Annotated in this window: 10 protein-coding genes; 6 read left to right on the top strand and 4 right to left on the bottom strand. The window is 64.0% G+C overall.

Annotation, left to right across the window (positions count from 1 at the left end; genetic code table 11):
* Positions 1-22: 22 nt before the first annotated feature.
* Entirely contained in the window at positions 23-1,399 is a 1,377-nt protein-coding gene (locus tag VNH11_09140) for a DUF1501 domain-containing protein (protein HVA46526.1), read from the bottom strand.
* Positions 1,400-1,683: 284 nt separating this feature from the next.
* Here VNH11_09140 and VNH11_09145 point away from each other — a divergent pair, with 284 nt between their 5' ends.
* On the top strand, positions 1,684-1,932 hold the full coding sequence (locus VNH11_09145; GenBank protein ID HVA46527.1) for a UPF0175 family protein: 249 nt from the start codon (positions 1,684-1,686) through the stop codon (positions 1,930-1,932).
* A 71-nt stretch (positions 1,933-2,003) separates the two neighbouring features.
* On the opposite strand, the gene VNH11_09150 is transcribed toward VNH11_09145, so the two are convergent.
* The gene (locus tag VNH11_09150) at positions 2,004-2,237 is read right to left on the bottom strand and encodes a DUF433 domain-containing protein (protein ID HVA46528.1); all 234 of its coding nucleotides are present in this window, start codon (positions 2,235-2,237) and stop codon (positions 2,004-2,006) included.
* Positions 2,238-2,451: 214 nt separating this feature from the next.
* Between VNH11_09150 and VNH11_09155 the strand changes: the two genes are divergently transcribed.
* Positions 2,452-2,949, top strand: a complete 498-nt coding sequence (locus VNH11_09155; protein ID HVA46529.1) for a hypothetical protein — start codon at positions 2,452-2,454, stop codon at positions 2,947-2,949.
* On the top strand, positions 2,946-4,379 hold the full coding sequence (locus VNH11_09160; protein HVA46530.1) for a DUF1501 domain-containing protein: 1,434 nt from the start codon (positions 2,946-2,948) through the stop codon (positions 4,377-4,379). The genes VNH11_09155 and VNH11_09160 overlap by 4 nt, the downstream gene beginning before the upstream one ends.
* A 212-nt stretch (positions 4,380-4,591) precedes the next feature.
* On the opposite strand, the gene VNH11_09165 is transcribed toward VNH11_09160, so the two are convergent.
* Entirely contained in the window at positions 4,592-4,804 is a 213-nt protein-coding gene (locus VNH11_09165; GenBank protein ID HVA46531.1) for a hypothetical protein, read from the bottom strand.
* A gap of 163 nt (positions 4,805-4,967) precedes the next feature.
* On the opposite strand from VNH11_09165, the gene VNH11_09170 reads away from it, so the two are divergent.
* The 3 genes from VNH11_09170 (at position 4,968) to VNH11_09180 (ending at position 11,069) form a co-directional block, all read left to right on the top strand.
* Entirely contained in the window at positions 4,968-6,281 is a 1,314-nt protein-coding gene (locus VNH11_09170; protein HVA46532.1) for a glutamate-1-semialdehyde 2,1-aminomutase, read from the top strand.
* A 20-nt stretch (positions 6,282-6,301) separates the two neighbouring features.
* Positions 6,302-7,837: a M81 family metallopeptidase gene (locus VNH11_09175; GenBank protein ID HVA46533.1), complete on the top strand. Its 1,536-nt coding sequence runs from the start codon at positions 6,302-6,304 to the stop codon at positions 7,835-7,837.
* A gap of 130 nt (positions 7,838-7,967) precedes the next feature.
* Positions 7,968-11,069 carry a ThuA domain-containing protein gene (locus VNH11_09180; GenBank protein ID HVA46534.1) on the top strand — a complete coding sequence of 1,034 codons (3,102 nt, stop codon included), beginning with the start codon at positions 7,968-7,970 and terminating at the stop codon, positions 11,067-11,069.
* 47 nt (positions 11,070-11,116) lie between these two features.
* On the opposite strand, the gene VNH11_09185 is transcribed toward VNH11_09180, so the two are convergent.
* Entirely contained in the window at positions 11,117-12,406 is a 1,290-nt protein-coding gene (locus tag VNH11_09185) for an NAD(P)/FAD-dependent oxidoreductase (GenBank protein HVA46535.1), read from the bottom strand.
* Between the last annotated feature and the right edge of the window lie 355 nt (positions 12,407-12,761).

The raw sequence follows: 12,761 nt of genomic DNA on the forward strand, positions 1-12,761 counted from the left end.
CCAGAAAAGACTTGGGCCGTCGTTAGAACAACTCCTTGATTTCATGCTTGCCGAAATCGACCAGCGGGAAGGGCCGCGACTGCGGGCCGGGAAGCTTGGTTTCCAGGTCGAGACCGAGGCTGCGATAGATCGTGGCGACGATCTCGGCCGGCTCGACGGGCCGCTCGGCCGGCACGCCGCCGATCGGATCGCTGCGGCCCACCACCCGCCCGCCTTGCACGCCGCCGCCCGCGAAATAGCAGGTCCAAACCTGCGGCCAGTGGTCGCGGCCGCCCGCTGGGTTCACGCGCGGCGTGCGGCCGAACTCCGCCAGATTGCAAACCAGCGTATTGCCCAGCATGCCGCGCGCCGTCAGGTCTTCCAGCAAGGCGGAGTATGCCTGGTCGTACATCGGGGCCACGATGTCGCGCATGCCTTCGATCGACGTGAAGGGCTTCGAGCCGTGAATGTCCCAGGTGATTTCGTCGAACACCGTGATGAACGTGTTGACGGTCACGAACCGCACGCCGGCCTCGATCAGCCGCCGAGCCAACAGGCAGCTTTGACCGAACCGCGTCATGCCGTAACGCTCGCGCACCTGTGGCGGCTCCTTCGAGAGATCGAAGGCCTCACGGGCCTGCGTGCTGGTCATCAAGCGGAAGGCCGCCTGAAAATTGCTGTCGAGAAGCTGGGCGCTGTCGCTGGCTTCGAAGTTTTTGACCTGATCGTCGACGATGCTCCGCAAGCGGCGGCGGCGATCGAGCCGGGCCTCGCCGATCTGTGCCGGCGGCAGCAGGTCGGGCACCTTGAAGTTCGGCTGCGAAGGATCGGCCATCAGGGCGAACGGGTCGTGCGCCTTGCCCAGAAAGCCGGCGTCTTGCCCGTGCGGCATGTTGCCACCGGTGCGGCCCATCGGTTCGGGCAAAATCACATGCGCCGGCAGGTCGCTTTTGCGTCCGCGGAGATAGCTGAGCACGCAACCGGCGTGCGGCGTGTTGATGCCGCCGGTAAACAGCCGGCCGGTCTGCATCATCTGGTGGCCGGTGTCGTGAACGGCGGCGGCGGTGTGGAAGCAGCTTCGCACCAGCGAGAACTTGTCGGCATGCTGGGCCATCCGCGGAAAGATTTCCGTGATCTCGATGGCCGGCGCGTTGGTCTTGATCGGTTTGAAGGGACCGCGAATTTCGGCCGGTGCGTCGGGCTTCGGATCCCAGGTGTCGATCTGGCTCGGAGCGCCGAGGTTGAAGATCATGATTACCGAGCGGTCGTCGTGGCCCGGCGCCACCTTGCCCTGGGCCTCGGCGGCCACCAGGTCGGCCAGCGACAGTCCGAGGGCGCCCAGCGTGCCCGCTTGCAGAAAGTCGCGGCGCGTCAGGCCGTCGCAGGTCTGTGTGGATCCCTTGCCGGTGAGTTGGAGCATGCGGTGAACCTCCGTTTTTTGGCCGGTCGCCGGTGCCGGGCGACCTCAGAGATTGATGCTAGCAGCGGCGGGACGTAAGATCAACGGTGCGGGAGGGTTGCGAGTTTGGTGGGGTAAAGCTTCGCCGAACTCGGTACGCGGACCCCGTACACCAACCCGAAGCGCCAGCGAGGAACGTGAAAAGGCGGCAAAACCTCGCTTGCGCTTCGGGTTAGTGTGAAAATGGGAACGGGTTCGGCGAAGCTTTACTTGGTGGGGGGGCGCGGTTTTCAGAGAGACGGTCCATGGTCCGACTAACGATTGATCTGCCCGAAGGGGCACTTGCCGGCTTGGGCAAAGAGCCAACGGCCTTTGCGGCGGAGATGCGCCTGACGGCGGCGGTGAAATGGTACGAGATTCGATTGATTTCTCAAGGTCGTGCTGCCGAAATCGCCGGCCTCTCGCGTCGCGAGTTCCTGGACCAGCTCGCGCGGTTTAATGTCTCGCCATTTCAGTATGGAGCCGAGGAAATCGTCGCGGAGTCGCGCGGGTGAGCGAGATCTGGATTGTCAATGCATCGCCGTTGATCGTGTTGGCCGCGGCAACTGGGCGTCGACCAGGAACCTCATGAGTCGACGCGCTGCAACCGCTTGGTTTGCGCGAGCCTGGCCGCAAAGGCCAGAACCGCAAGGAGATCGTCGCGCTCAAGATCGGGGTAATCGCTCAGCAGTTCCTCGAACGTCATCCCAGAGCTAAGCAGCTCCAAGAGCATTTCGACCGCATATCGCAGTCCGCGGACGCACGGCTTGCCATGGCAAACGGCCGGATCGAGCGTGATTCGTGAGAGCAACGTATTCATGGCGATTTCCCATTCAGTCGAGCTAAGGTTATTCGATCCGGCGATCGCCGCGCCGAGCAGCGGTCCTCCGCCGAGGCGACTTACAGCCTGCGATGTACCTCGAAAAAACGGGGCAGCGCGCGGGTATAGCCACAAAGATTGATGCTAGCGGCGGCGGGACGTAAGATCAACGGTGAGGGAGAGTTGGGGGCGCTTCAATAGGAATGAGGCGGATATGTCTGTCGCTGCTCAACCCAATCCTAACTCCTCGTCCAAAACAGGCCTGCTGTCGCCGGGCGCAGGGCTGCTATCGATCGCCCTTGGCTGGTCGCTGGTAGTCGCCTTCGTGGGCGGACTGGCGTGCGGCTGGTGCATCAGCCATTTCGGCGAATTCGGCGCCCTGTCGCTGGCCGCCTGCGGCGCTCTGGCCGGCTACGTGTCGCACAAGATCACGCGGGGGCCAAGCAAAATCGCCGGCGTCAGCCAGGTGATCGGCACCTGCCTGGCATTCTTCATCGCCGAGACATGCTGGCTACACTGGAACACACGCAACGGCGAGCCAGACTGGTGGGCGGCGATCGGCGTTTGGCCGCTCTTTATTCGCGAATATCAACTGTCGGCCTTGATCGCTTCCGCCTGCACCGCTTATGGCGCTTGGTGCGCCTATGGTTACGCGACCAGCCTAGACTCTCGGCCAACACAACCCACGGCATCCACCACCCCATTGCCATGACCACTCGCCGGCAGATCCTGCGCTGGGGCTCTCTCGGGCTCGTCGGCCTCAATCTGGTCGAACTGCTGCGCGCCAGCGCCCCCGGCGCCGCAAATCGGCGGCCGGCAAAATCGTGCATCCTGTTCTTTTTGGAAGGCGGTCCGGCGCATCAAGACCTGTGGGATATGAAGCCCAACGCCCCGGCCGAGGTGCGCGGCGAGTTCGAACCGATCGCCACCTCTGTGCCCGGCATCCACGTGTGCGAACATCTGCCGTTGCTCTCGCAGCAGATGCACCATGTTGCGCTGGTGCGCTCGGTGCATCACGCGGTGGTCGATCATAACGCCGGCAGCTACTACGCCCTCACAGGCCGCTCGCCCGTCAAAGGCGGTCAGCTCATCATTCGCGACGAGCCCGACAACTTTCCGCCATTCGGAGCGGTGCTGTCGCGGCTACTGCCGGTCGAGCGGCGGCTGCCGGCATTCGTCCATCTGCCGGAGATCATGTCGAACAACGGCTACGACCTGCCGGGACAACGGGCCGGCTTTCTCGGCGCCGCCTTTGATCCCCTGGTGACCGGCGACGCCAGCGTGTCGGGCTTTCAGGTTCCCGGTCTCGGACTGCCCGCCGAAGTGCCCATCGAACGGCTCGATGGCCGGCACCGCTTGCTGAGATTGTTGGATGAACGGCTGGGCCGGCTGGCTGACGACGCGCCGCTCGACGATATGGACACCCATTATCGCCAAGCCTTCCAGCTTTTGACTTCGTCGGAGGCCCGCCGGGCATTCGACCTGTCGGGCGAGTCCGACTCGCTCCGCCGCCGTTACGGTTTGCCCGACCGGACCGATCGTTCGCGCGAAGCCCGGCAGTTTGGCGGCCTGCCGCACCTGGGGCAGTGCCTGCTGCTGGCCCGCCGCCTGGTCGAAGCCGGCGTGCGGCTGGTAACGGTGGGCACCGGCCGGCGGTTCGATCAATCGTGGGACACCCACCGGCAGCACTTTCCGCTCTTGAAGCGGTCGCTGTTGCCGTATTTCGATCGGGCCTTCTCGGCGTTGCTGGAAGATCTTGACGCACGCGGCCTGCTGGCCGAGACGCTGGTCGTGGCGATGGGTGAATTCGGCCGCACGCCGAAACTCGGCCAGATCACCAGCGGCGCGGGGGCCGACGCCGCCGGCCGCGACCATTGGCCGCACTGCTACACGGTGCTGTTTGCCGGCGGGGGCGTCCGCGGCGGCACTGTCTATGGTCAATCCGATCGCTGGGCTGCCTATCCTGCCCATGACCCGGTGACTCCCGACGACGTCGCCGCCACCCTTTATCGCGCCATGGGAATCGACGCCGAAACGCGGATCGTCGACCCGTTGGGCCGGCCGCAGTCGATCGCCCTCGGGCAACCGATCAACGAAATTTTCGCGTCTCAGCCCCCAACCGCTCGAAAAGCACCCAAATGAGCGCCACCGCCAGGACGGCGGCTACGATATGGTTCGTGCCCAGTGGATCGTGAGCCAACCAACGCTGAAAGAAATGGAAAAAATTCACGGGCTTACCCCTTCCTACCACAAGCCTATCAGCGCGCCGGCGGCGATGACGCTAAACGAGCGGCAGGGGAGCGAGATCGGCCGCCGAAGGGGGCCGACTTTAGCAATTGGCGGCAAAATGCGGCCTAGTCCCGCTCAAAAAAGGCCACTTTCACGCGTCCCTGGTAGGAACGCCGCAACGAGATCATGTTCGTGCGAATGACCGGGGAGGGCACGCCCGCCCCGCGGTCGATCTGCCATTTCTTGTCGGTCAGGTCGGCGGCCGGCGAAGCGGTGGGCGGAATCTTGGTTTCGGTGGGAACCAACTCTTGAGTTGTCGTTTCCAGTGGGCGTTGCATCTTGATACAGGAAAGCGGGAGAATCGAGGGTCGCGGGAGTCGCTGCTCGCGTACAGATTATTTCGGCAGAAGACGCGCCCCGAGGTGAAGCGCGCCAGCCCAATTCACCTACTTTTCGAAAAATTAAGCCAGCCACTAGCCACGCTCTACGCGCCGCGGCACAATGGCCCTCATGCGCACCGAGCAGCAATTTGAGACCGCGCGGCAGTACCTGGCGGGCGGAGTGTCGGCGTCGATCCGGGTCAATCGGGCATTGGGACGGCCGATGTATTTCGACCGGGCCGAGGGGTGCCGACTGTGGGACCTCGACGGCCGCGACTACCTCGATTTATGCACCAGCCACGGCGCCACGCTCCTGGGCCACGGCGACCCGCAGGTCAGGGCCGCCGTCGATGCCGTCTTGGCGCGCGGAGCGGCGTGCTCCTATGAAAACGAGTTGCACGCCGAACTGGCCCGCCTGATTTGTGAAACGGTGCCTTGCTGCCAGCGCGTGCGATTCACCGGTTCGGGCACCGAGGCCACGATGCACTGCATCCGGCTGGCGCGGGCTTTTACCGGCCGGCCCAAGCTGTTGAAGTTCGAAGGCAACTTTCACGGCTACCACGACCAGGTGATGTTCGCCCTGGGCACGCCCGCCGATCGGCTCGGCCCGGAAGAGGCGCCGACCGCGTTTCCCGCCTCAACGGGCATCACGCACGGCATCGAAGAACAACTCGTGCTCGCCCCTTACAACCGGCCGGAATTGCTGGAACGGATTATCCGGCGGCACGCCCACGAGTTGGCCGCCGTGATCTGCGAACCGGTGTGGTACAACGCGGGCTGCATCGTCCCCACAGCCGACTTTGTGGCCGCCCTGCGCGGTTTGACCCGCCAGCACGGCATTCTCTTGATTTTCGACGAGGTGCTCAGTTCGTTCCGCATGGCCGCGGGCGGGGCACAGGAATATCTGGGCGTGACGCCCGACCTGTGTACCTTGGGCAAGGCGGTGGGCGGCGGTTTTCCGCTCAGCGCCTTCGGCGGCCGCCGCGACATCATGGACCGGCTGATGCCGCAAGGCGACTGCCAGCACAGCGGCACCTACAGCGGGCATCCCGTGCCGGTGGCCGCCGGCCTGGCTGCGCTGGCCCGCTACCGCGAAGCCGGCTTTTACGTTCACATCCACGCCCTCGGCAAACGGCTCATGGACGGCTTAAACGAACTCTTCGCGCGGCATGGCGTGCCGGGACGCGTGTATGGCCTGGGAGCACGGTTCGGCATTTATTTCGGCATCGAGCAGCCCCAAACCTACCGCGACTTGCTCGCACATCGACGCGACCTAATGCTGGCTTTCGTCAGGGCGGCGATCGAGGAAGGCGTGTACTTTCACGACTATGGCGGCGCGCCCTGCCATCACGGCTTTTGCGCCGCGATGACGCTGGACGACGTCGATGAAGCCTTACGGAGGTTAGGTCAAGCAATTGCCAAGATGCAAACGTAATCCCTCATCTCTCATCCCTCATGCGAATCGCCGTCGGACAACTCTGGCAAGAGACCAACACCTTCAACCCGCTGCCGACGACGCGGGCCGACTTCGACCAGTTCGGCGTACTGCACGGCGACGCGCTCATCGAGCAGATGGCCGACACGAACGAGCTGGGCGGCTTCATCCAGTCGTTGCGGGCCTGGCCCGAGCGGCCGGAAATTGTGGGGCTGGTCCGTTTGCCCGCCTGGCCTGGCGGGGTCGTCACCGCGGAAACGTTCGATTGGATCCTGTCGGAATTCACTTCGGCAGTTTGTCGGGCGATGCCGGTCGACGGCGTCCTGCTGGCCTTGCACGGAGCGATGGTGGCCGACCGACACCCGGATGTCGAGGGCGAAGTCCTGCAAGCGGTGAGGCAGCTCCTCGGCGCCGTCCCCTTGGTCGCCACGCTCGACCTGCACGCCAACGTAACGCGGAAGATGGTCGACGCGGCGGACGCGCTGGTGCTGTTTCACACCGCGCCGCACATCGACGTGTTCGAAACCGGCCAGCGCGGGGCCCGGCTGCTGAGGCGAATCCTCATCGAGGGTGCCCGGCCCGTGACCGCCTTCCAGAAGCTGTCCATGGTCGTGCCGGCCGAACGGGCCAACACGCAGGATCCGGCCAGCGTCAGCTACGGCTTTCGCGAGCGGCTTCAGGCGCTGGAACGGACGCCCGGCATCTTGGCGGCCGGGCTGGCCACGGTGCAGCCTTGGCTCGACGTGCCCGAATTGGGCTCATCGGTTGTGGTGGTGGCCGACGCCACTCACGCCATCCCGCCGCGTGGCGGAATTTCACGCACTGAAAACATGACTTCTCACGAAGTCTGCGACACTCCAGGCGAGGTGGCCTGCCGAGACTTGGCCGAAGAACTCTGGCAGCGGCGGCGAGACTATTTGCCCGAGCTGGTGCCGGTCGAGCAGGCCGTGCGCGAGGCCCACGAAGCTGGCGACGGGCTGGTCGTATTGAGCGACAGTGCCGACGCCACGACGTCCGGCGCTCCGGGCGACAGCACGTGGGTGTTCAAGGAATTGTTGACGTACGACTGGCCCCACGGCGCTCTGGTTCCGCTCGTCGCGCCGGAGATTGTCGAGCGGGCAACCGCCCTGGGCGAAGGCGCCCCGCTGCGGGCCGCGATCGGCGGTGTGCGCGACGCGCGGTTCTCACAGCCGGTGGAAATCGACGCCCGAATCGAACGGCTGTTCCGGGCCGAGTTCGTTCTGTCGGGCCATCTCGCCAAGAATTTGCCGGTCGACATGGGGCCGTCTGCGGTCTTGCGGTGCGGCGACGTGTTGGTGTTCGTGACGTCGAAGAGCGGGCCGCACTTCGCGCCCGAATTCTTCCGTTCGGCCGGCTTCGACCCCTTCGCGGCCAGCGTGGTGGTGGCCAAAAGCCCCTGCGGCTTCCGGGCGGCCTACGCCGATCGGGCAAAGCGGATCATCGTGGTCCGCGCTCCCGGCTGCGCCCCGGCCGACTTCTGGAACTATCCTTATCGGAACATCCCCCGCCCGCTTTGGCCGTGGGATGACCTGTGACCTTCTGCTGCCGAGGGCGGCGGCCAAACACAGTTCGGCGATTTAGCGGTGTAAGAATGGCGCGTTGCCGGTAGACCACGTTGCGGCTACGCTAGCCAGAATGTCACCGTCCGTCTGCGGGAAGAGAACCATGAAAGCCATTGCCGTTTTTTCTCTGGCGTTGTTCGTCGTCGTTGTCGGGGCGCCAGCATCGCCCGCGGCGGATGCCAATGATCGTGGCAAGGCGCTATCGATCGGCAAGCAGCCCGATCATCCCTACGGCAGCCACATGTATCTGCACACGTGCCGCATGCTGGCCGAGTGTTTGCGGCTGAATGGCCTTCAGGCCAGCGTCTCCGATGGCTGGCCGAAAAACGAGGACGACTTGCGCGACGTGAAAACGATCGTCGTTTACACCAGCCCCGCGGCCGAGCTGCTGCTCGATGGGCCGCAGCGCGAGCGGGTCGACCGCATGATGAAAGCGGGCGTCGGCCTGGTCACGATCCATTGGGCTTCGTCGGTCATGCAGCAAGACTTCGACCGCCTGGGCGAGCGTTGGCTCAGTTATCTCGGCGGCACCTGGGTCAGCAACGTCGGCCTGAGCACCGATACGGCCGAGTTGAAGCAGCTCATGCCTGAGCACCCAATTTGCCGCGGCTGGTCCGGCTATGAGCTGCACGACGAGTATTACCTCAATCCGACGATCTCGAAGGCTGCCCGGCCGCTCTTGCAAGTGACGACCAAGGGGCAAGACGTGGTCGTGAGTTGGGCCTACGAGCGGCCGGACGGCGGGCGCGCGTATGGTACGACGCTCGGCCATTTTTACAGCAACTTCGAGCGCGAGCCGTTCCGCCGCGCCATCGTCAACGCGATTCTTTGGACCGCGAAGCGCGATGTGCCCGAAGCGGGCGCCCGCGTCGATATCAGCGACGACATCCTCAAGCTGCCGCCGGAGAAGCCTCGCGCGCCGAGTCGACAAGATCCCGCTCGTGGGAATGGTTCCTCGCGGCGGACGTTAAAGTTTCCCGCCGATCGCGCAGTCGGAACCGTGTACTGGCGGATGCCGGATGGAAAACCGTTTCTTTACGCCAAGCATGACCAGGGGTGGAAGCCGATCGGCAAGACCCGCAGGACGGTGCGCGTGCCCGCCGAGGCGCAGGTGCGGCTCGACGTGGTAAAAGCCGCGTCGAGCGACTTGGCCTGGCTCGACGACCTGCAGCCCGATGACATCCAACTGCTTAATCTGCGCGGCACCGACGTCAGCGACGAGCGACTGCGCCACGTCGCGCGGCTTACGGGCTTGCGCGCCCTCGAATTGGATGGGACCCCGATCAGCGATGCCGGTTTCAAAGGTTTCGAGCGGCTAACGAAGCTCGAAGAAATCGATCTGGGAGCATTTGGGGAAGGCCGAGAAGGCTCCGGCGCGGGCGACGGCGCCGTGCGCGTGCTGGCGAGGCTGCCCAAGCTGCGAAGGCTCGGTCTATGGTCGACGAAGGTGACCGGCTCGGGCCTGGCCGAGCTCGCCAACTGCCGCTCGCTGACCCATCTTGAGCTGAACGGCACGAAGGTCGGCGACGCGGGGCTGGCCGAGCTCGTCGCGTGTCAATCACTGATCCATTTGCGAGTCGAAGACACCGAGATCAGCGACGCGGGGCTGGTCCACCTGGCGAAACTGCCGCAGTTGGAAATTTTGTGGTTAGGCGATAACGAGGGCGTCACCGACGAAGCTCTGAAAACGGTCGGCCAGCTCGTGCATCTGACGACGCTCGACCTGATGAGCACGAAAATCACCGGCGCAGGGCTGGCGCGGCTCAAAGACCTCAAGAAGCTCAAAAGGCTGTTCCTCGACCACAACGATATCGGCGAGGCCGATCTCGCCCATCTCGAACCACTCGAAAGCCTCGAGGATCTGCGGCTCTACTACATCAAAGGCCGCATCACCGATGTCGGCGCGGAGCATCTCGCGCGGCTCAAGTCGCTGCGAGCGCTAAGCGGGTGGTTTCACTTCGGCGACAAGGGCGTCGCCCTGCTGGCCGCGCTACCACATTTGGAGCAGCTTTTGCTCAACGGCCACGTTACCGATGCCAGCGCCGGCGACATCGCGAAGATGAAGTCGCTCAAAAAGCTGTGGTTTCAAGGCTGTCCGATTACCGACGCCATGTTGCAGAGCATCGCCGGCTTGCCGAACCTTGAAGATCTTGTGCTCTTGCGGACGCGAGTCACCGGTGATGGCTTCAGGTATTTGCGCGATGCGTCGAAGCTTTCGACGCTGTCCGTCGAGGCCAACGATCAAAAACCCGCCAATCAGCCTCGGCCGCACCTGCGCGAGCTCGGCAAGCTGGCTCAAATCAACGATCTGAGGATCGAGGGCGGCTCGTTCGTCAGCGGCGATCTCAAAGACCTTGCCGGGCTGGTCAACCTCGAAAGGCTTGACGTTTCAATTCCTGTTGACGACGACGGGGCGTCATTACTGGCGGGACTCAAGCGCCTGAAGTGGCTGCAAGTCTCGGACGGCGCCATAACCGACGTGGGCCTCGAGCACTTGTCGCTCTTGCCGCACCTGGAATTCCTTGGAATTGAAGGCCGCTTTACCGACGAAGGACTAATGCACCTGGCACGCCTTGGTGAGTTGCAAAGATTATGGGTGGCCTCGGCCGACATCACCGATGCCGGACTGGAAGAGCTTGCGCGCAGACTGCCGAATTTGCGGTATGGCGCCGAGCGTCGCACCACGGCCAACGGAGGCGAGGAGGTCGTTTCGAGCGACAAAGACAAGATTCGTCGCGATGCCGAAGACCGCGCCGTCCTCGAAGCGATGGAAGACAAGCCGCCGCCGGCGCTCAGCGTAGAGGGCTGGTTGAATGCCGGCGAGAAGGGCCTCGATCTCAAGCAACTTGAGGGCAAAGTGGTGCTGGTCGACTTCTGGGGCACCTGGTGCGGCCCGTGCCGCGCTTTGACGCCCAAACTCAAGCAGTTGCACGCGAAATACGCCGACAAAGGCTTGTTGATTGTCGGTATCCACACGACGCGCTTCGCCGACACCTTGCCCGATTACGTCAAGCAAGAGTCGATCGTGTGGCCGATGGCCGCCGATGTCGATGACGCGACCGTCGAGGCGTGGAAGGTGCCGCACTATCCCACCCTGTTCTTGATCGATCGTTCGGGCAAAGTACGTCTTGCCGGCCTCTGGCGCGGCGACCTTGAGCGGGCAATCGTGCAGCTCTTGGAGGAGCCCGTGCCTGCTCGCCGGTAGCAGCCTGAGCCACTCAGTCGCGTTCGGCCCGCAGCATTCAACAAGCATCAACGCTCTTCGCGCGTCTTGGGCGGCTCGGTGATCAGTCGGGCGGAGCGGTTCCAGGTGAAATAGTTCCAGGCCCATTGAATGAGCACGAGCAGACGGTTCTGAAACTGCGCCAGGTAGAGCAGGTGAATGAAGAGCCAGGCCATCCAGGCAAAGAAGCCCGCCAAGTGGCAGCAGTAAAGATCGGCTACCGCCGCCGATCGACCGATCACGGCCATGTTCCCCCGATCGTGATAATGGAACGGCGGCGATGGCTTTCCAGCCGTGCGACGAGCAAGCACCTTCGCCACATAGCGGCCTTGCTGCATGGCCACCGGCGCCACGCCCGGCAGCGGTTGGCCGCCTTGATGGGCGAAATGCGCCATGTCGCCGATGACGAAAATCTCCGGATGTCCGGCAAGCGTCAGATCGGGCTCGACGACCAGCCGTCCCAGTCGATCGGTCGCGGCGCCGGTCGCCGCAGCCAGTCGATCGGCCAGCGGCGTGGTGCGAACGCCCGCCGTCCAAAGAACGTTCCCCGTCGGAATCACTTCCGTCGCACCGCCGCGCTCGACCGAAACCTCCTGTGAACGAACGTCGGTGACGATCGCGCCCGTGTAAACGGTGACGCCCAGCGTTTCCAACGTGCTCTGAGTGCGGCTGGAAAGATCGTCGGGAAACGCTTCCAGCAAGCGATTGCGTCCTTCGACCAGCAGAATGCGGGCGTCGGCGGGGTTGATGGATCGAAAGTCATGCCGCAATGTGTATCGCGCCAACTCGGCCAGAGCGCCGGCCAGTTCGACGCCCGTCGCACCGCCGCCGACGATGACAAAAGTCAGCCAGCGCCGCCGCGCGGCCGGGTCGTTGCTGCGTTCGGCCATCTCGAAGGCAGTCAGGAGCCGAGCGCGAATCGTGGTGGCGTCTTCAATCGTTTTTAAGCCGGGCGCCAACGGCCGCCAGTCGTCGTGCCCGAAATAGTTGAACTTCATCCCGGCCGCCACGACGAGCGAGTCGTATTCGACGCGGCCATCGGCGAGGATGATTTGCCGCGCAGCGATGTCGAAATCGACGACCTCGGCCAGCAAGACCTGCGCATGCGGTCTACGCCGCAGCAGGCTCCGCAGCGGGACTGCCACGTTGGCGGGCGACAGTTCGCCGGTGGCCACCTGATAGAGCAGCGGTTGAAACAGATGAAAATTGCGGAGGTCGATCAACGTGACGCGCAGGGCCGCAGGCATGGCCTTCGCGGCGTACAGCCCGCCGAAGCCGCCGCCGACGATAACCACGCGGAGAGCAGAGTTATTGGTCATGCCATCGGCGCTTTAAAGATCGAGCGTTCCTGTAGGCTTTGTCGGAAAAGCCGCCGCGTCACGAAGGTAGGGTGGGACAAGCGAGTGGAACGAGCGTCAGTCCACCATCGCCCGCATTGGTGGGCCGGCGCTCGCAAGCTCGCTTGTCTTACCCTACACGCAACGGATTCCGGGTCAATCCTGATGCGGGCCCATCTTCTCGTCACCGATGCAATAAAGGTATCACCAGCCAACACACAACGTCGCGGCGCGCGCTAGGAGACGGATTCCTCGACATCAGGGCAACGTTCTTCTCGGCTTCTTTTCGTGCAAACCACGGTCGTTCCTGCCCTGGTCGAAAGGCCCAGCCGAGCAA

The sequence above is a fragment of the Pirellulales bacterium genome (assembly GCA_035533075.1).
Lineage (GTDB): Bacteria > Planctomycetota > Planctomycetia > Pirellulales > JAICIG01 > DASSFG01.

What these genes read in the sequence shown, in the direction of transcription:
- VNH11_09140 (HVA46526.1), bottom strand. Translation starts at nt 1,399, where the DNA reads ATGCTCCAACTCACCGGCAAGGGATCCACACAGACCTGCGACGGCCTG.
- VNH11_09145 (HVA46527.1), top strand. Translation starts at nt 1,684, where the DNA reads ATGGTCCGACTAACGATTGATCTGCCCGAAGGGGCACTTGCCGGCTTG.
- VNH11_09150 (HVA46528.1), bottom strand. Translation starts at nt 2,237, where the DNA reads ATGAATACGTTGCTCTCACGAATCACGCTCGATCCGGCCGTTTGCCAT.
- VNH11_09155 (HVA46529.1), top strand. Translation starts at nt 2,452, where the DNA reads ATGTCTGTCGCTGCTCAACCCAATCCTAACTCCTCGTCCAAAACAGGC.
- VNH11_09160 (HVA46530.1), top strand. Translation starts at nt 2,946, where the DNA reads ATGACCACTCGCCGGCAGATCCTGCGCTGGGGCTCTCTCGGGCTCGTC.
- VNH11_09165 (HVA46531.1), bottom strand. Translation starts at nt 4,804, where the DNA reads ATGCAACGCCCACTGGAAACGACAACTCAAGAGTTGGTTCCCACCGAA.
- VNH11_09170 (HVA46532.1), top strand. Translation starts at nt 4,968, where the DNA reads ATGGCCCTCATGCGCACCGAGCAGCAATTTGAGACCGCGCGGCAGTAC.
- VNH11_09175 (HVA46533.1), top strand. Translation starts at nt 6,302, where the DNA reads ATGCGAATCGCCGTCGGACAACTCTGGCAAGAGACCAACACCTTCAAC.
- VNH11_09180 (HVA46534.1), top strand. Translation starts at nt 7,968, where the DNA reads ATGAAAGCCATTGCCGTTTTTTCTCTGGCGTTGTTCGTCGTCGTTGTC.
- VNH11_09185 (HVA46535.1), bottom strand. Translation starts at nt 12,406, where the DNA reads ATGACCAATAACTCTGCTCTCCGCGTGGTTATCGTCGGCGGCGGCTTC.